The sequence below is a fragment of the Burkholderia singularis genome (assembly GCF_001718875.1).
GTDB classification, from domain to species: domain Bacteria; phylum Pseudomonadota; class Gammaproteobacteria; order Burkholderiales; family Burkholderiaceae; genus Burkholderia; species Burkholderia singularis.
Genome location: NZ_CP013448.1, coordinates 3,416,547 through 3,433,388, shown reverse-complemented (window position 1 = coordinate 3,433,388; position 16,842 = coordinate 3,416,547). Strand labels below are relative to the sequence as shown.

General features: G+C 66.3%; 14 protein-coding genes. 5 read left to right on the top strand and 9 right to left on the bottom strand.

What is annotated here, in order from left to right:
* Positions 1 to 38: 38 nt before the first annotated feature.
* Positions 39 to 758: an N-acetylmuramate alpha-1-phosphate uridylyltransferase MurU gene (gene murU, locus AQ611_RS15160; RefSeq protein WP_069234968.1), complete on the bottom strand. Its 720-nt coding sequence runs from the start codon at positions 756 to 758 to the stop codon at positions 39 to 41.
* Between the two features lie 8 nt (positions 759 to 766).
* Positions 767 to 1,801 carry an aminoglycoside phosphotransferase family protein gene (locus AQ611_RS15155; RefSeq protein ID WP_069234967.1) on the bottom strand — a complete coding sequence of 345 codons (1,035 nt, stop codon included), beginning with the start codon at positions 1,799 to 1,801 and terminating at the stop codon, positions 767 to 769.
* A 214-nt stretch (positions 1,802 to 2,015) separates the two neighbouring features.
* Between AQ611_RS15155 and AQ611_RS15150 the strand changes: the two genes are divergently transcribed.
* The 4 genes from AQ611_RS15150 to rsmA all read left to right on the top strand — a co-directional run bounded on the left by AQ611_RS15150 (position 2,016) and on the right by rsmA (position 7,832).
* Positions 2,016 to 4,382, top strand: a complete 2,367-nt coding sequence (locus AQ611_RS15150) for an LPS-assembly protein LptD (protein WP_069234966.1) — start codon at positions 2,016 to 2,018, stop codon at positions 4,380 to 4,382.
* Positions 4,383 to 4,435: 53 nt separating this feature from the next.
* Entirely contained in the window at positions 4,436 to 5,782 is a 1,347-nt protein-coding gene (locus AQ611_RS15145; protein WP_069234965.1) for a peptidylprolyl isomerase, read from the top strand.
* Between the two features lie 23 nt (positions 5,783 to 5,805).
* The gene (pdxA, locus tag AQ611_RS15140) at positions 5,806 to 6,921 is read left to right on the top strand and encodes a 4-hydroxythreonine-4-phosphate dehydrogenase PdxA (protein WP_069234964.1); all 1,116 of its coding nucleotides are present in this window, start codon (positions 5,806 to 5,808) and stop codon (positions 6,919 to 6,921) included.
* A 71-nt stretch (positions 6,922 to 6,992) separates the two neighbouring features.
* Entirely contained in the window at positions 6,993 to 7,832 is an 840-nt protein-coding gene (rsmA, locus tag AQ611_RS15135) for a 16S rRNA (adenine(1518)-N(6)/adenine(1519)-N(6))-dimethyltransferase RsmA (RefSeq protein WP_059519634.1), read from the top strand.
* 196 nt (positions 7,833 to 8,028) lie between these two features.
* Here the strand turns inward: rsmA and AQ611_RS15130 are convergent, their stop codons facing one another.
* Positions 8,029 to 8,454, bottom strand: a complete 426-nt coding sequence (locus tag AQ611_RS15130; protein ID WP_125910497.1) for a hypothetical protein — start codon at positions 8,452 to 8,454, stop codon at positions 8,029 to 8,031.
* Between the two features lie 25 nt (positions 8,455 to 8,479).
* On the bottom strand, positions 8,480 to 10,249 hold the full coding sequence (locus AQ611_RS15125; protein ID WP_197517119.1) for a S10 family serine carboxypeptidase-like protein: 1,770 nt from the start codon (positions 10,247 to 10,249) through the stop codon (positions 8,480 to 8,482).
* 388 nt (positions 10,250 to 10,637) lie between these two features.
* Here AQ611_RS15125 and gloA point away from each other — a divergent pair, with 388 nt between their 5' ends.
* A complete protein-coding gene (gene gloA / locus AQ611_RS15120; RefSeq protein WP_059519600.1) occupies positions 10,638 to 11,027 on the top strand; it encodes a lactoylglutathione lyase in 390 nt (129 codons plus the stop codon).
* A gap of 42 nt (positions 11,028 to 11,069) precedes the next feature.
* On the opposite strand, the gene AQ611_RS15115 is transcribed toward gloA, so the two are convergent.
* From AQ611_RS15115 to glyQ, 5 genes are read right to left on the bottom strand one after another with little or no spacing between them, the layout of a single operon-like run.
* Positions 11,070 to 11,984 (bottom strand): M48 family metallopeptidase, encoded by a 915-nt coding sequence (locus AQ611_RS15115; RefSeq protein WP_059519602.1) that lies wholly within the window; start codon positions 11,982 to 11,984, stop codon positions 11,070 to 11,072.
* A gap of 43 nt (positions 11,985 to 12,027) precedes the next feature.
* Positions 12,028 to 12,807: a lysophospholipid acyltransferase family protein gene (locus AQ611_RS15110; RefSeq protein WP_069234963.1), complete on the bottom strand. Its 780-nt coding sequence runs from the start codon at positions 12,805 to 12,807 to the stop codon at positions 12,028 to 12,030.
* Between the two features lie 34 nt (positions 12,808 to 12,841).
* A complete protein-coding gene (gene gmhB / locus AQ611_RS15105) occupies positions 12,842 to 13,405 on the bottom strand; it encodes a D-glycero-beta-D-manno-heptose 1,7-bisphosphate 7-phosphatase (protein ID WP_059519606.1) in 564 nt (187 codons plus the stop codon).
* A gap of 16 nt (positions 13,406 to 13,421) precedes the next feature.
* The gene (gene glyS / locus AQ611_RS15100; protein ID WP_069234962.1) at positions 13,422 to 15,521 is read right to left on the bottom strand and encodes a glycine--tRNA ligase subunit beta; all 2,100 of its coding nucleotides are present in this window, start codon (positions 15,519 to 15,521) and stop codon (positions 13,422 to 13,424) included.
* Between the two features lie 16 nt (positions 15,522 to 15,537).
* Positions 15,538 to 16,545, bottom strand: a complete 1,008-nt coding sequence (glyQ, locus tag AQ611_RS15095) for a glycine--tRNA ligase subunit alpha (protein ID WP_082709882.1) — start codon at positions 16,543 to 16,545, stop codon at positions 15,538 to 15,540.
* Positions 16,546 to 16,842: the final 297 nt, after the last annotated feature.

Genomic DNA, 16,842 nt, shown 5'->3' with positions numbered 1-16,842 from the left:
CGTGTGCGGCACGCCGCGTGCGTGTGCCGCACACCGTATCAGCGCGCCGCGCACAGCGCCGCATCGAGCGCACCCAACTGCGCGGGCGTGCCGACGTTTTCCCACATTCCTTCGTACAGTTGACCTGTCGCACGGCGCGCGTCGATCGCGCCGCGGTAATACGGCGTGAGCGCGCGGCGCGTGCCGGCGGGCAGATCGTCGAACATTCGCGTGTCGTACAGCGCGATGCTGCCGAACGTGACGCGCGGCTCGCCGTCAAGCGACAGCAGCCCATCTTCGGCGAGCGCGAAATCGCCCGCCGGATGGAACGCCGGGTTCGGCACCATCACGAGATGCATCCCCGGCTCGGGTGCGGCGGCAAGCGCGGCGGCGCGCGCGCGCAGCACCGCGTAATCGAAGTTCGCGTAAATGTCGCCTGCGACGCCGACGAACACGGTCGGCCCGCGCCCGCGCTCGATCAACGGCCGCGCGTATGCGATGGCACCCGCTGTCTCGAGCGCGTCGTCCTCGGCGGAGTAGACGAGCCGCACGCCCCAGCGCGAGCCGTCCCCGAGCGCGGCTTCGAACTGCTGGCCGAGCCACGCGTGGTTGATCACGATCGTTTCGATGCCGGCCGCCGCGAGCCGCTCGATCTGCCAGACGATCAGCGGTTTGCCGCCGGCCGCGAGCAGGGGCTTCGGAGTCGTGTCGGTGAGCGGGCGCATCCTTTCGCCGCGTCCGGCGGCGAAGATCATCGCCGTATCGAGGGTGTATGTCATCGTGCCGGTCAGAACGTGTAGCCGACTTCGGCCGTTTTGTCTTCGAGTTCGTCGAGCAGTTTCGCGAACGGCGCGAGCGGCCGGTAGCGCAGCGCGACCTTGCGCGCATAGCCGATGAAGCGCGGCAGATCGGCGAGATAGTGCGGCTTGCCGTCGCGATAATTGATTCGCGCAAACAGGCCGAGGATCTTGATGTGCCGCTGCAACCCGATCCATTCGAGCTGCCGGTAGAACTCGCCGAAATCCGGCTCGACGGGCAGCCCGGCTTTCTTCGCCTGCTCCCAGTAATACGCAAAGCAGTCGAGCTCGAATGCCTCGTCCCAACTGATGAACGCATCGCGCAACAGCGACACGACATCATATGTGAGCGGCCCGTGCACGGCGTCCTGGAAGTCGAGCACGCCGGGGTTCGGCTGCGCGACCATCAGGTTGCGGGGCATGAAATCGCGCAGCATGTAGCCTTGCGGCTGCGCGGTTGCGCTGGCGATCAGCAGCGCGAACGTGCGATCGAGCACGCCGCGCGCGCGCTCGTCGAGCGTTTTGCCGAGATGCCGGCCGATATACCACTCGGGCATCAGCTCCATCTCGCGGCGCAGAAACGCTTCGTCGAACGGCGGCAGCACGCCTTCGCGCGTCGCGCGCTGCCAGCGGATCAGCGTGTCGAGCGCATCGCGCATCAGCGGCCGCGCGGCGGCCGGCGCGGCGGGGTCGAGCACCGAGATGTACGGCTGCGAGCCCAGGTCGCTGACGAGCATGAAGCCCGCGTCGAAATCGTGTTCGAGCACTTTCGGCACGTGCACGCCGGCGGCGTCGAGCAGTTGCGCGATCTGCACGAATTCCCGGCATTTCTCGGGCGGCGGCGCGTCGACCGCGATCACGGTGCCGCTTGGCGCGGCGGCGGCCGAGACGCGGAAATAGCGGCGAAAGCCCGCGTCCGACGAGGCGGGAGCGAGCGTCGCGAGCTCGAGTGCGTAACGGTCGGCGAATGGGGCAAGCCAGGCGGCGAGGAGAGTAAGGCGAGGGTCGGCGGCGGGCGGCGTCATTGAAAGTCGGGAAGGGGGAACGTCTTGCCATATAATACCCCACGACTTTTTTGACGCGTCCCGTATCAATTCCCGCTGGCGCGGGCCGGCCGCCCGCAAAGCCGATCGTTTTTGCCCGTCTCCCCCGGTATGCGCGAAGCCGCAGTCACGGTTCGATTGCGCGGGTTGCGGTATGCGGGCCGGATATTGACACGGACGATTCGCCGAACGATAGATGCCGCCTAAATCGAAATTCCCGCTCGTTCCAGCCTGCGATGCCGCCCCGCGCAAAAAGCGGCTTGCGGTCGCGCTTTTGGCCGTACCGGGCCTCGTGCCGGTGGTGTCGCAGGCCCAGCTTTCGGGCGCCGCGGCCGAGCCGCAGCCGCTCGGTTCGCCATGGGATCTGCGCCTCGCGCCGCAACTCACCGAACATTCGCAAAACGAGCACGGCAAGCCAGCAGCGTTCGTGCTGGCCGATCACGCGAGCGGCACGGCCGACCAGGATCTCGCCGCGAAGGGCTCGGCCGAGATCCGCAAGGGCAATGCGGTCGTCAAGGCGGACGCGATTCACTACGACGAGGACACGGATCTCGCCGACGCCTACGGCGCGGTGACGGTGGCCAACGGCGGCGCGACGTTCAAGGGTCCCGAGGCGCACCTGAAGGTCGAGGCGAACCAGGGCTACATGACGACGCCGAAATACCATTTCGCGGCGACGGGCGGCTCAGGGAGCGCGGAGCGCGTGCAGCTGCTCGACAGCGAGCGCTCGGTGTTTACGAACGGCACCTATACCGGCTGCCAGTGCGCGACCAATCCGGCGTGGTACATCAAGGGCAGCGAATTCGATTTCGATACGGGCGCGGACGAAGGCGTCGCGAAAAACGGCGTGCTGTTCTTCCAGGGCGTGCCGCTTTTCGGCAGCCCGTGGCTCACGTTCCCGCTGTCGGGCAACCGCCGCAGCGGCTTTTTGCCACCCACGTTCTCGCCGTACAGCTCGACGAACGGCTTCGAATTCTCGCTGCCGTACTACTTCAACATCGCGCCGAACCGCGATCTGACGTTGACGCCGCGCATCATCTCGAAGCGCGGCGTGTTCACGCAGGCGACGTTCCGCTATCTGTCGACGAACTACGCCGGCACGCTGACGGGCGAATTCCTGCCGGACGACCGGGTCGCGAATCGCAACCGCTATGCGCTCTACTGGCAGCACCAGCAGAATTTCGGCCACGGCTTCGGCGGCTACATCAACTACAACAAGGTCTCGGACAACACGTATCCGGGCGACTTCGGCTCGACGAACCAGTTCCTGAGCGGCGTCCAGACGGTGTACCAGCAGGAGGCCGGCCTCACGTACAACAACGGGCCGTGGTCCGTGCTCGGGCGTTACCAGCACTGGCAGACGCTCGCGCCGTCGATCGCGCCTTACGGCCGCGAGCCGCAGTTGAACGTGAAGTACACGAAATACAACGTCGGCGGCTTCGACTTCGGCGCGGAAGCCGATTATTCGCGCTTCAGAATCACGACATCCGATATGCCGGAAGGCGATCGCGTGATGTTCAATCCGTACATTTCCTACGGTTTGTACGGGCCTGGCTACTTCGTCGTCCCGAAGGCGCAGCTGCATATCGCGTCATACGATCTGACCACCACCACGGGCGGCGTTCCCGGTCAGCCGAAGCGCTTCACGTACTCGATCCCGACCTTCAGCCTCGATGCGGGGCTCGTGTTCGACCGCTCGGTGCGCCTGTTCGGCCAGGATTACATCCAGACGCTCGAGCCGCGTCTGTACTACGTGTACACGCCGTACCGGAACCAGCAGGACGCCCCGCTCTTCGATACCGCGGTGTCGGACTTCGGGCTCGCCGAGATCTTCACGCCGAACACCTTCGTCGGCAACGACCGGATCGCCGACGCGAACCGCCTGACGGCCGCGCTGACCACCCGTTTCATCAACGCCAAGACAGGCGACGAGCGCGCGCGTTTCGTGATCGCGCAGCAGTACTATTTCACCGATCAGCGCGTGACGCTGGGCTCGACGCCCGCGACGGCCGGTCAGCCGCGACATTCGGACCTGATCCTCGGCGCGTCGGTGAAGCTCGGCGCGGGCTTCGCGTCGGAAACCGCGTTCCAGTACAACGCCGACAACGGCCAGCTCGTCAAGTCGAGCGTCGGCTTCGGCTTCAGTCCCGGCGAGCGGCGCGTGATCAACGTCGGCTACCGTTATACGCGCCAGAACCCGACGCTGTCGCTCGAGCCGATCAACCAGTTCCTCGTGGCCGCGCAGTGGCCGCTCACGCGGCGGCTCTACGCGGTCGGCCGCTTCAATTACGACCTCGCGTCGAGCCGGGTTGTCGACGGTCTCGTCGGCTTCCAGTACGATGCCGACTGCTGGGCGGTGGGCGTCGGGATCCAGCGCTACGCGAACGGCGTGAACACGTCGAATCAGCAGACGTCGGCGACCCGCGTGTTGGCGCAACTCGTGCTCAAGGGCCTGACGAGCGTCGACAACGGCCTGATCGCCGCGTTCAAGACGGGCGTGCAGGGATACACGCCGCTGCCGAGCGCGCCGCCGCCGCTGTCGCGCTTCAGCAATTACGATTAATCGCCGAATAAGCGGCGTTGGTGCAGCCCGCTTTCAATGGAGTACCAGTGGCAATGAAGAAAACCCTTCGCTTCGCGGCTGTCGCGTCCGGTCTGGTCGCGACGCTGATCACGGTCGCGCCCGCGTTTGCGCAGGCGCTGAGCACGCAGGGGGCGTCGCTCGCCGATGAGGTGGTTGCCGTCGTCAACAACGACGTGATCACGGGGCGCGAGCTTGACCAGCGCACCGGCCTGATCGCGCGGCGCCTGCAGCAGCAGAACGCGCCCGTGCCGCCCGCCGACCAGTTGCGCGCGCAGGTGCTGAACCAGATGGTGCTCGAGCGGATTCAGATCCAGCGCGCGAAGGACGACGGCATCGTGGTCGACAACGCGTCCGTGCAGTCGACGCTGCAACGGCTTGCGGCGGCGAACAACATGCCGCTCGACCAGTACCGCGCGCGCATCGAGGCGCAGGGCGTGCCCTGGGACGTGTTCACGCGCGACGCGCGCACCGAGCTGCTGCTGTCGAAGCTGCGCGAGAAGGAAGTCGATAGCAAGATCACCGTGTCGGACGCGGAAGTGGCGAGCTATATCGCGAGCCAGCGCGGTCCGAACGCGGGCTCGCAGCAGGATCTGCGGCTCGAGCACATCTTCGTGAAGGCGCCCGCCAATGCGCCGCAGGCCGAGATCGACGCCGCGCAGAAGAAGGCGGAGGGCTTGCTGTCGCAGGCGCTTGCGTCGGGCGCGAACTTCGAGCGGCTCGCGAAGAGCAACTCGGAAGCCGACGACGCGAAAAAGGGCGGCGATCTCGGCTTCAAGGCGCCGGCCTCGCTGCCGCAGGATGTCGTCGATGCGGCGTCGAAGCTGCGTCCCGGCCAAGTCAACCCGGCCTTGATCCGCGTGCCCGACGGCTTCGAGATCGTGCGTCTCGTCGAGCGTCGCGCAAGCCAAAGCCCGGCTGCGTCGGCGAAGATCGTGCAGACGCACGTGCGGCACATTCTGCTGCGCGTCGGCGAAGGCAAATCGGAATCGCAGGCGCGCCAGCAGTTGATCGAGATCCGCAAGCAGATCGAGGCGGGAGGCGATTTCGAGAAGTTCGCGCGAACCTATTCGCAGGACGGTTCGGCCTCGCAAGGCGGTGATCTCGGCTGGATCAGCCCAGGCGAAACCGTGCCGGAATTCGAGCGGGCGATGAACGCGCTCGGCGACAACCAAGTCAGCAATCCGGTGCGTACCGAGTACGGCTATCACCTGATCCAGGTGCTCGGCCGCCGCGACGCGGAAGGCTCCGTGCAGCAGCAAATGGATATCGCGCGTCAGGCGATCGGCCAGCGTAAGGCCGAACAGGCTTACGCGGACTGGCTGCGCGAGCTGCGCGATTCGTCTTACGTGCAGATCAAGCTGCCGGTCACGCAGCAATAAACTCGTTTGCCGCGAAGCCCGCCATGTCGACCCCGGCACAACCGCTCAGCATCGCGATCACGACGGGCGAGCCCGCCGGCGTCGGTCCTGAGCTGACGGCGCTGGCACTTGCCGGCGCGGCCGCGCGCTGGCCCGATGCACGTTTCATCGTGCTTGGCGACGCGGATTTGCTTGCTGCTCGCGCGGGCGCGGTTGGCGTCGATTGGGCGCAAGCCGTAGCGCTGGGCGGGCGCGAAGCCGTGGGCGGTGCGCTGCCGCGCGCGGCCGATGCGCACCAGCGGCCGGATGCCGGCGGCGCGAATGCGGCGGGCGCGTCCGCCGCGCCGGATGCCCGCGTGATCGGATCGTCCGTGGAAATCATGCATCGCGCGCTTGCCGTGCCGGCCGAAGCGGGCAAGCTGAATCCGGCGAACGGGCGCTACGTGCTCGATCTGCTCGACGCCGCGATCGACGGCGCGCTCGACGGCACATTCGACGCGATCGTCACGGCGCCGCTGCAAAAAAGCACGATCAACGACGCGGGCGTGCCGTTTACCGGCCACACCGAATATCTGGCCGAGCGCACGCGCACGCCGCAGGTGGTGATGATGCTCGCCGGCACGGGCGAGCGGGCGCTGCGTGTCGCGCTTGCGACGACCCATCTGCCGCTCAAGGACGTATCGGCCGCGTTGAGTATCGATGGCCTCGTCGGCACGCTCAGCATCATCGATCGCGATCTGCGCCACGGATTCGGCATTGCCGCGCCGCGCATCCTCGTGACGGGCGTCAATCCGCATGCGGGCGAGAACGGTTATCTCGGCCGCGAGGAGATCGACGTGATCGAGCCGGCGATCGCGCGCGCGCGCGCGGCGGGCATCGACGCACGCGGCCCGTACCCGGCCGACACGCTGTTCCAGCCTCGCCATCTCGAACACGCGGATTGCGTGCTCGCGATGTTCCACGATCAGGGCTTGCCGGTTCTCAAGTACGCGACGTTCGGCGAAGGCGTGAATATCACGCTCGGGCTGCCGATCGTGCGCACGTCGGTCGATCACGGCACCGCGCTCGATCTGGCGGGCACCGGCCGCGCCGATTGCGGCAGCCTCGTCGCGGCGATCGATGCGGCGGTGACGATCGCGCGCCATCGGCGCGCGGGCTGATCGGCGAACCGAACCGGCGCGGCTTGGGCCGCGCACTGAATTTCACGCGTCATCCGTTTTTCTATCTTCCGATGTCGAACAGCAGACAGCACCAAGGACACTTCGCGCGCAAGCGCTTCGGGCAGAACTTTCTCGTCGATCACGGCGTGATCGACGCGATCGTCGCGGCGATCCGCCCCGAGCGCGGCGAACGAATGGTCGAGATCGGGCCGGGGCTCGGCGCGCTGACGGGCCCCGTGATCGCGCGGCTCGCGACGCCCGAATCGCCGCTGCACGCAGTCGAACTCGATCGCGATTTGATCGACCGGCTCAAGCAGCGCTTCGGCAACCTGCTCGAGTTGCACGCCGGCGACGCGCTCGCATTCGATTTCGGCTCGCTCGCGCGCGCGGATGCGCCGCAGGGCAAGCCGTCGCTGCGGATCATCGGCAACTTGCCGTACAACATTTCGAGCCCGCTGCTGTTTCATCTGATGTCGTTCGCGGACGCCGTGATCGATCAGCACTTCATGTTGCAGAACGAGGTGGTCGAACGGATGGTGGCCGAGCCGGGCACGAAGGCGTTCAGCCGACTGTCGGTGATGCTGCAATACCGCTATGCGATGGACAAGCTGATCGATGTGCCGCCCGAGTCGTTCCAGCCGCCTCCGAAGGTCGACTCGGCGATCGTGCGGATGATTCCGCATGCGCCGCACGAACTGGCGGCCGTCGATCCGGCCGTGCTGGGCGCCTTGGTGACGGCCGCGTTCTCGCAGCGCCGCAAGATGTTGCGGAATACGCTCGGCGAATACCGTGACGCGGTGGATTTCGATGCGCTCGGTTTCGATCTTTCGCGCCGCGCGGAGGATGTCAGCGTCGACGAGTACGTGCGCGTTGCGCAGGCGCTCGAGAAGCGGCGGCGCGCCGGCGAGTGACGGCGTGTGCGCCGGCGCGCTCGGCGATGCGCGGATGGACCGTCGCGGTGGGATGCGGGATCGCGGTCCGCACGTCGCCGTTATCGGCGGCGGGGGCGCGCGGCACGAGCGCAAAAAAACGCGGCCCGTCATCGGGGCCGCGTATCAGAAGCTGCGTTAAGTCAGACGGGGAAACGTCCGCCGCGCACAAGCGGCGTTACGCTCCCTTCAACGGCACGACCGCGTTGCGATTCAGATAACGCAGAATATCGTCGAAGCTGACCGCTCCTTTTTTCTGTTCGTCGATGGCGTCGAAATGATCGGCGGCCCATCCCCAGCCGCTGTTGCTGGCCGCCGCCTTCGTCAGCAGATGGGTGTTCGGATCGGCTGCCGCATCGAACTTGGATTTCAGGTTCGTGACGATCGCATTGCCGGTGGATTCCGGCGTCTGCTCGCGCATCACCTTGCGCTCCGTCGTCGTGCGCGGCGGCTTGGCCAGATGCTCGCCGACCTTGATGGTCGCGACGTCCGCGAACGCCGCATCCTGCGACCATGACGCGATCGGCCGCACGCCGCCGTCGAATGCATAGGCCGGCGCCGTCACGCACGCGGCAAGCAGGGTCGTTACAAGAAAATCACGCATCAACATAGTTTCTCCCATGTGCTTGTCAGCCGGCCTTTTGCTGCCGGACCACGGCCGCGGCCGGTGCGCTGGCGTTATAGAACTGCCGCAGGTCGGCGCGCATCGGATCGCGCGACGCCTCGGTCAGATAAGCCATATGGCCGCCGTCATATTCTTTGACCGTGATCCGCGGCGTTTGTCCCGCCGCTGCCGGCCACACGCCGCCGTGCTGCAAATCGAGTTCGGTCTGGAAGAACGGCGTCACGCCGTCGTGGTAGCCGTGGATCACGAGCACCTTGACCGACGGATCGAGCGTGAGCGTTTCCGCGAGATCCGGCACGCTGCTCGGGTTCGTCGAGCCGCGGTGCGGCGCGTTCCAGTTCCAGAAATTGAACGCGATGTCGCTGCCGTAGATCTGCGCCGGGTCTTGATTCTGGTAACCGAACTGATCGAGCAGCAGCGGCTTGATCGCGCCATAGAAGCCAGCATCTTCGTATGACGAAATATCGTACTTGATGTTTGCCGTCGTGCTTATCCGGCCGTCATACGCATTGAATTGCGCGGACGCGGCGGCATTCGGGTAAATGGCGCTCGCGACGCTGTTGAAAAGCAGGCCGTTCGGATCGATCGCGAGCCAGTCCTTCATTTGCGTGCTGGCCGGCAGGCCGGTGATCGCGCTCAGCTGCGAGACGGTCGCGGGCGGGAAATTCGATGCCGCGAGGCCGGGCGCATATTGGGCCGTCGTGAAGCTGCGCAGGTAGTCCGCGTACTGCGGCTCCGTCATCGTGCCGCGTGCGGTGGATTTGCCGTAGAAATCGACGACCATCCCGACCGTCGGGAAGAAGCCTTCGCGCGCGTCTCCCTGCGTCGAAAGATAACCGTAATCCAGAATCGGCGATTGCAGCACCATGCCGCTCAGCACGATCGGCTTCGCGCCGCTCGGATCGGGCGCGTAATTGCTCGTGCCCGCCTGCACCAGCAGGTCCGCGACAATCGGCGTGCGGATGCCGCTGTACGATTCGCCGAACAGGTATTTCGGCGAGCTTTGCCGGTTGTAGCGGTTGATGTACGCGGTGATGAAGTCCCGGAAGATGCCCGCGTCGGCGTCGGTGCTCCAGAAGTCCTGGTTCTTGTGCGGCGCGATGGCTTCCGAGAAGCCGCTGCCCGCGATGTCGACATAGACGAGATCGGTCTGGTCGAGCAGCGATTGCGGGTTGTCGATCAGCGGGAAGCTGTCGGGGATGTTCGGGCCGGCCGGCAGATTCGGCGCGTCGATCTTCAGGCGTTTCGGCGCCCACGCACCCAGATGCATCCAGATCGACGGCTCGCCGGGGCCGCCGTTGAAGATGAACGTGACCGGGCGCTGCGCGTGCGGGATATCGTCCCGCGTGTACGACATGTAGAAGATCGATGCCTCGGCGTCGCGTTGAGCCGGATTGTTCGGGCTCTTGGGCGCCCACGCGATCAAGTGGCCGGCGCGCGCCGTGTACTCGATCGTCTGCCCGTTGATCACGGCGCGGTGATGCTTGGTGGCGGGGGTTTCGTCGACGGCGCTTTGCGCAAGGCTCGCGTTCGCGACATCGACATCCTTCGAACCGGCGCCGCCATTGGGGCCGTTCCGATAGGCCGCGCTGAGCGACGCCTGCGGGTCCTGGTAAGCCGCGTAGTGATTGGGATCGGTGAGTGCGCGATCGGCGGGCCACACCGACGGCGAGTCGGAATCATCGCCTCCACCGCACGCGGCGAGCACCGCGGTCAACAAAACGCCGAGCGACAAGCGCCAGCGAAGGGCCCCCCTTGAGGGCTGGCTATGCATTGTTTCTCTCATTGTTCTCTATCGATTGGATTGGGCCGCGCGCCGTCCGGGACCGCGCGGCATTTTTTTCAAGACACGACTTCGGCCTAGTCGAATCGGACGGCAATAATTGCCGTGTCCTAACTATCCGGCCAAGCGCAAGCTTGAGCGCAGCGCTTCGATTTTTCCGCTGGCCGGACCTGTGCGAAGCATCGTGCGCCTATCGGAGGCGATGCGTCAATCCTAATCGACGAGCGGGCACGCGCGCTGCGTGGGCTACAGAACACTGCGCAGGCTTGGCGAAAGGTCGATGTGACGAAGTCGGGGCAAAGCGCCTGCGCGCGGCAGCGGGATTCGCGCGTCTCTGGTACATTCGTGCGTTCACGCAAGTCCCCACGGAGTACCCCCTATGCGTTTGCTTCACACGATGCTTCGAGTCGGCGATCTCGACCGCTCGATCAAGTTCTACACCGAACTGCTCGGCATGAAATTGTTGCGCCGCGACGATTATCCGGAAGGCAAGTTCACGCTTGCGTTCGTCGGCTACGGCGACGAGCGCGATCATACGGTCATCGAGCTGACCCACAATTGGGACACGAAATCGTATGAAATCGGCACGGGTTTCGGTCATCTCGCGCTCGAGGTCGACGATGCATACCAGGCGTGCGAGCGGATCAAGGCGCAAGGCGGCAAGGTCACGCGGGAAGCCGGCCCGATGAAGCACGGCACGACGGTGATCGCGTTCGTCGAGGATCCGGACGGCTACAAGATCGAATTCATTCAGCGCAAGCCGCACTGACGCGGGCGGCCTTGAACCCGGCCGCCGCGGGCCGGGTTCGGATCAGAGCGCGGGCAGCAGTTCCGGCGGATGATGCTTGAGCGTATGCCGCGCCTCGCGGAATTCAGGGAAGATCGATTCGACTGTCTGCCAGAACGCGGGGCTGTGATTCATCTCGCGCAGATGCGACAGCTCGTGCGCGACCACGTAATCGACGATCGACATCGGAAAGTGAATGAGCCGCCAGTTCAGGCGGATCTTGCCGTCGCTCGAGCAGCTCCCCCAGCGCGTCGCGGCCGACGACAACGCATAGGCCGCATACGTGACGCCGAGCTTTTGCGCATAGACCGCGAGCCGTTCGCCGAAGATCCGCTTCGCTTCGCCTTGCAGCCAGCCTTGCACGCGATCCTTGATCTGCTGCCCGCTTGCGTGCGCGGGCAGGCCGAGCCCGAGCGTCGCGGCGGCGGCGTCAAAGCGCAGCGCGCCTTGCGCCGACGCGAGCGTGATCGTGACGGGCTTGCCGAGATACGGAATCTGCGCGCCTTCCTTCCAATCGATTTGCGGCAGCGCGCGCTGTTCGGCGCGCGTTTGCCATTCGGCGAGCTTCGCGAAGATCCAGCGGCGCTTCTCGGCGATCGCCGCTTCGATATCGGCGAGCGTCACCCAGCGTGGCGCGGTGATCGTCAAACCATTGCCGTCGATCGCAAAGCCGATCGTGCGCCGTGCCGAGCGCTTGAGCTTGTATGCGAGCACGCGGCCGTCGAGCGCGAGCGTGCGCAGGCGCGAACGGTCGTCGGCGGGCGGGGGGGCGTCGGACGTGGACAGGCCGGCGGCCGGCGCGGGATGCGCAGCGGGCGAAGCGCCGGCCGCCGGCGCACCCACGGACGCCGGCGCGGCTGGCCCATCGAAGAGCGGCAGGTCGAGCTGGCGGTGATCGAGCGCCACGACAGCCGGCCGTGGCCTGGGACGCTTCGGCATCAGTTCTCTTCGTTTAGCAGTGCGCAATGGGTAAAACCTTGACTCAGGTGGACGCCGCGCTCGACGCGCGCGCGTTGCCGCCGCGTGCGTCGCGCTCGTGCCGGTAGGCGTCGGGGTCGATGCGGCGCATTTCCGTTTCGATCCAGTTCTCGACGCGTTCGTTCAATTGTTCGTATGTGAGGCCGTGCGTGTCGATCGGCTTGCCGATCGACACCGTGACCAGGCCGGGAAACTTCGTAAACGAGTTGCGCGGCCACACGTGTCCGGCGTTATGCGCGATCGGCACGACAGGCGTGCCGGCGTCGACCGCGAAGCGCGCGCCGCCCGTCTTGTACTTACCCTGGCTGCCGACCGGCGTGCGCGTGCCTTCGGGGAAGATGATGATCCATGCGCCGTCGTCGAGCCGCACCTTGCCCTGGCGGATCACCGAATCGAACGCATGCTTGCCGTCCTTGCGGTTGATATAGACCATCTGCAGCATGCCGAGCGCCCAGCCGAAGAACGGCACGTACAGCAGTTCGCGCTTGAGCACGAAGCAAAGCGGCTTGGGCATCAGCGCGGGCAGCGCGATCGTTTCCCAAGCGGATTGATGCTTCGACAGCAGCACGGCCGGCCCGTTTGGCAGATTGTCGAGGCCTTCGATCCGGTAACGGATGCCGTTGAGCCAGCGCGCGACGAAGATCGTCGATTTGCACCAGCCGGCCGCCATCCAGTAGCGCGCGGTCGCACGCATGAACGGAAACGCGATCAAGCAGGCGATCGCATACGGGATCGTGTAGACGATCAGATACAGAGTGAAGAGCAGCGAGCGGACGAAGCGCATGGCGTGGCGTCAATGGGCGAGGAAGCGGGGCGCTTCACTCTTGTTCTTCGGAAAGAAAATCGAGCGCGAAGGCGCGCAGATCGTCGTGAACGCGGGTGCCGTCCGGCAAGCCGCCGTCGGCGAGCGTCTTCTTGCCTTTGCCGGTCAGCACCAAATGCGTTCTGAAGCCGAGTGCCGCGCCTGCTTGCAGATCGCGCAGCGAATCGCCGACGATCGGCGTGGCGGCCGGATCGATCTCGAAGCGCTCGGCGATCTGCTTCATCATGCCGGGCTTCGGCTTGCGGCAGTCGCAGTGATCGTCGGCCGTGTGCGGGCAGAAGAACACCGCGTCGATCCGGGCGCCGACCGCGGCGGCCGCGCGTTGCATCTTCAAATGCATCGCGTTGAGCGTCGCCATGTCGAACAGCCCCCGGCCGATGCCTGACTGATTGGTCGCGACGACGACCCGGTAGCCCGCATGGTTGAGCCGCGCGATCGCCTCGAGGCTGCCGGGCAGCGCGATCCATTCGTCGACCGATTTGACGAACGCGTCCGAATCGACGTTGATGACGCCGTCCCGGTCGAGGACGACGAGTTTTTTGCTGGCGCTGGTCGGCATCGCGTGGCTCCCGGTCTTATGCGGCGAGCTTCGAGATGTCGGCGACGCAGTTCATCTGCTGATGCAGCGCGGCGAGGAGCGCGAGCCGGTTCGCGCGCAGCGCCGGGTCGTCGGCGTTCACCATCACGTCGTTGAAGAACGTGTCGACGGGCGCGCGCAGCGCCGCGAGCGCGGACAGCGCGCCCGTGTACGCACGCGCGGCGAGCTGCGACTGCACGCGCGGCGCGACCTGCGCCAGCTCGTCGTGCAACGCCTTCTCGGCCGCCTCGACGAGCAGCGCGGCCTGCACCGCGCCGTTCGTGCCGCCGTCGGACTTCTTCAGGATGTTCGAGATCCGCTTGTTCGCCGCGGCGAGCGCCTGCGCTTCCGCGAGGCGCGTGAACTCGCGCACCGCGTCGAGGCGCTCGATCAGATCGTCGATGCGCGTCGGATTCAGGCCCAGCACCGCGTCGATTTCGCCCGTGGTGTAGCCGCGCTCGCGCAGCAGACCGCGCAGGCGGTCGATGAAGAACGCATGGAGCGCATCCGTCGATTCGGCGACGTCCGGCACGGCCGAGAAGCGCGCATGCGCGGCACGCAGCAGCGAGACGAGGTCGAGCGGCAGCCGCTTTTCGAGCAGCAGCCGCAACACGCCGAGCGCATGACGGCGCAGCGCGTAGGGATCTTTCTCGCCGGTCGGCGCAAGGCCGATGCCCCAGATGCCGACGATCGTCTCAAGCTTGTCGGCAAGCGCGACGGCGGTGCTGACCGGCTGGCTCGGCAGCGCGTCGCCGGAGAAGCGCGGCTGGTAATGCTCGGTGCACGCGAGCGCGACCTCGTCCGGCTCGCCGTCGTGGCGCGCGTAGTATGTGCCCATCGTGCCTTGCAGCTCGGGGAATTCGCCGACCATGTCGGTCAACAGGTCCGCCTTCGCCAGACGCGCGGCGCGCCGCGCGAGCGCGGCATCGGCGCCGAGCGCGGGCGCGATCTCGCCGGCCAGCGCCTCGATCCGCTCGACGCGCGCGAGTTGCGAGCCGAGCTTGTTGTGGTAGACGACGTTCGCGAGGCGCGGCACGCGATCGGCGAGCTTGACCTTCTTGTCCTGCTCGAAGAAGAACTTCGCGTCGGCCAGGCGCGGGCGCACGACGCGCTCGTTGCCCTCGACGATTTCGGCGGGCGTTTTCGTCTCGATGTTCGACACGATCAGAAAGCGCGAGCGCAGCTTGCCCGCCGCGTCGGTGAGCGCGAAATACTTCTGGTTGGTCTGCATCGTCAGGATCAGGCATTCCTGCGGCACTTGCAGGAATTCGTCCTCGAAGCGGCACGGATAGACCACCGGCCATTCGACGAGCGCGGTCACCTCGTCGAGCAGCGCTTGCGGCATCACGACGCGATCGCCTTCGGCATGCGCGTCGAGCTGCGTGCGGATCGCTTCCCTGCGCTCGGCAAATTGCGCGATCACGCGGCCCTTTGCGCGCAGCGTGTCCGCATAGGCGCTCGCGTCGTGGATCGCGATGCGGCCGTCGGACAGAAAGCGGTGGCCGAGCGTGGTGTCGCCCGCGTCGATGCCGAACGCGGTCACGGGCACGACGGCTTGGCCGTGCAGCACGGTGAGCCGATGCACGGGGCGCACGAATTGGACGTCGGTGCCGTCCGGGCGCTGGTAGGTCATCACCTTCGGAATCGGCAGCTTCGCGAGCGTTTCGTCCAGCGCGGCCTGCAGGCCGGCGGCGAGCGGCGTGCCGGCCGCCGTGTAGTTGACGAAGAACGCTTCGGCCTTGCCGTCCTGCGCGCGTTCGAGATCGGCCACGGACAGATTCGAGTGGCCGAGCGCCGCGAGCTTCTTCGCGAGCGGCGCGGTCGGTTTGCCGTCGGCGTCGAGCGCGACCGACACCGGCAGCACTTTTTCGCGGACCTGGCGATCGGGCGCGACGGCGCGCACCTGGTGCACGACGACGGCAAGACGCCGCGGCGTCGCGTAGCGCTCGAACGCGAGTTCACCTTCGATCAAGTCGCGCGCGGCGAGGCGCTGCGCGAGGCCTTCGGCGAATGCGTCGCCGAGACGGGCCAGCGCCTTGGGCGGCAGTTCTTCGGTCAGCAGTTCGACGAGCAGGGGAGCGGGATGGTTTTGCGTCATGATGTGGAGAATCTCGTCAGTCCTGATCGATCTTGCGTTCGGCTTTCAGCGCCGGCGCCCACGCGGGCTGCGCGGCTTCCTGCGCGTCGGTGATGAGGCCGGGCACGCCCTTGACCGGGTTGCCGAGCATCGGGAAGCCGAGCTTTTCGCGCGAATCGTAATACGCCTGCGCGACGAGCCGCGACAACGCGCGAATCCGGCCGATATACGCGGCGCGCTCGGTCACCGAGATCGCGCCGCGCGCGTCGAGCAGGTTGAACGTATGGCCGGCTTTCAGCACCAGCTCATACGCGGGCAACGCGAGCTGCGCGTCGATCATCCGCTTCGCCTCGGCTTCGTAGCTGTTGAAGAACGTGAACAGCAGCTCGACGTTCGCTTGCTCGAAGTTGTACGTCGACTGCTCGACTTCGTTCTGGTGATACACGTCGCCATACGTGAGGCGGCGCAGCTCGGGGCCGTTCGGCCCTTGTTCTTCCCATTCGGTCCAGATGAGGTCGTAGACGTTTTCGACCTTCTGCAGATACATCGCGAGACGTTCGAGCCCGTAAGTGATCTCGCCCAGCACCGGTTTGCAGTCGAGGCCGCCCACCTGCTGGAAGTACGTGAACTGCGTGACTTCCATGCCGTTTAGCCACACTTCCCAGCCGAGCCCCCACGCGCCGAGCGTCGGATTTTCCCAGTCGTCTTCGACGAAGCGCACGTCGTTTTGCTTGAGATCGAAGCCGAGCGCTTCGAGCGAGCCGAGGTACAGATCGAGGATGTTTTCCGGCGCTGGCTTGAGCACCACCTGGTATTGGTAGTAGTGCTGCAGACGGTTCGGGTTTTCGCCGTAGCGGCCATCCTTCGGGCGTCGCGACGGCTGCACGTAGGCGGCGCGCCACGGCTCGGGGCCGACCGCGCGCAGGAACGTATGCACGTGCGACGTGCCGGCGCCGACTTCCATGTCGATCGGCTGGAGCAGGGCGCAGCCCTGCCTGTCCCAATAGGACTGGAGCGTCAGGATGATTTGCTGAAACGTGAGCATGAGGAGCCTTCGGGGCGCTGGGCGGGCGTTGCGGGCCGCCGGCGCGGGCGGCGCCCGTGCCGTCAGCTCGCGCGGCGCGCGGCTGGGGTCTGTGCTGAAACGTGCAATTTTACCGGATCGGCGCGGGGGTGCGTTCGGAATGGGGTGGCGCGCGATGGCGGTGCAGCTCACGTTGCGCGCGTTTTGTGTATTTCGCGCGTTTCGCGGCGCATTGCGCGCCGCTTGCCGTCCAGCCGCGCCCGGCATGGAGGGCGCCACGGCGCCGCGCGCGCCCGGTCGAGCGTGAACGGGCGGCGC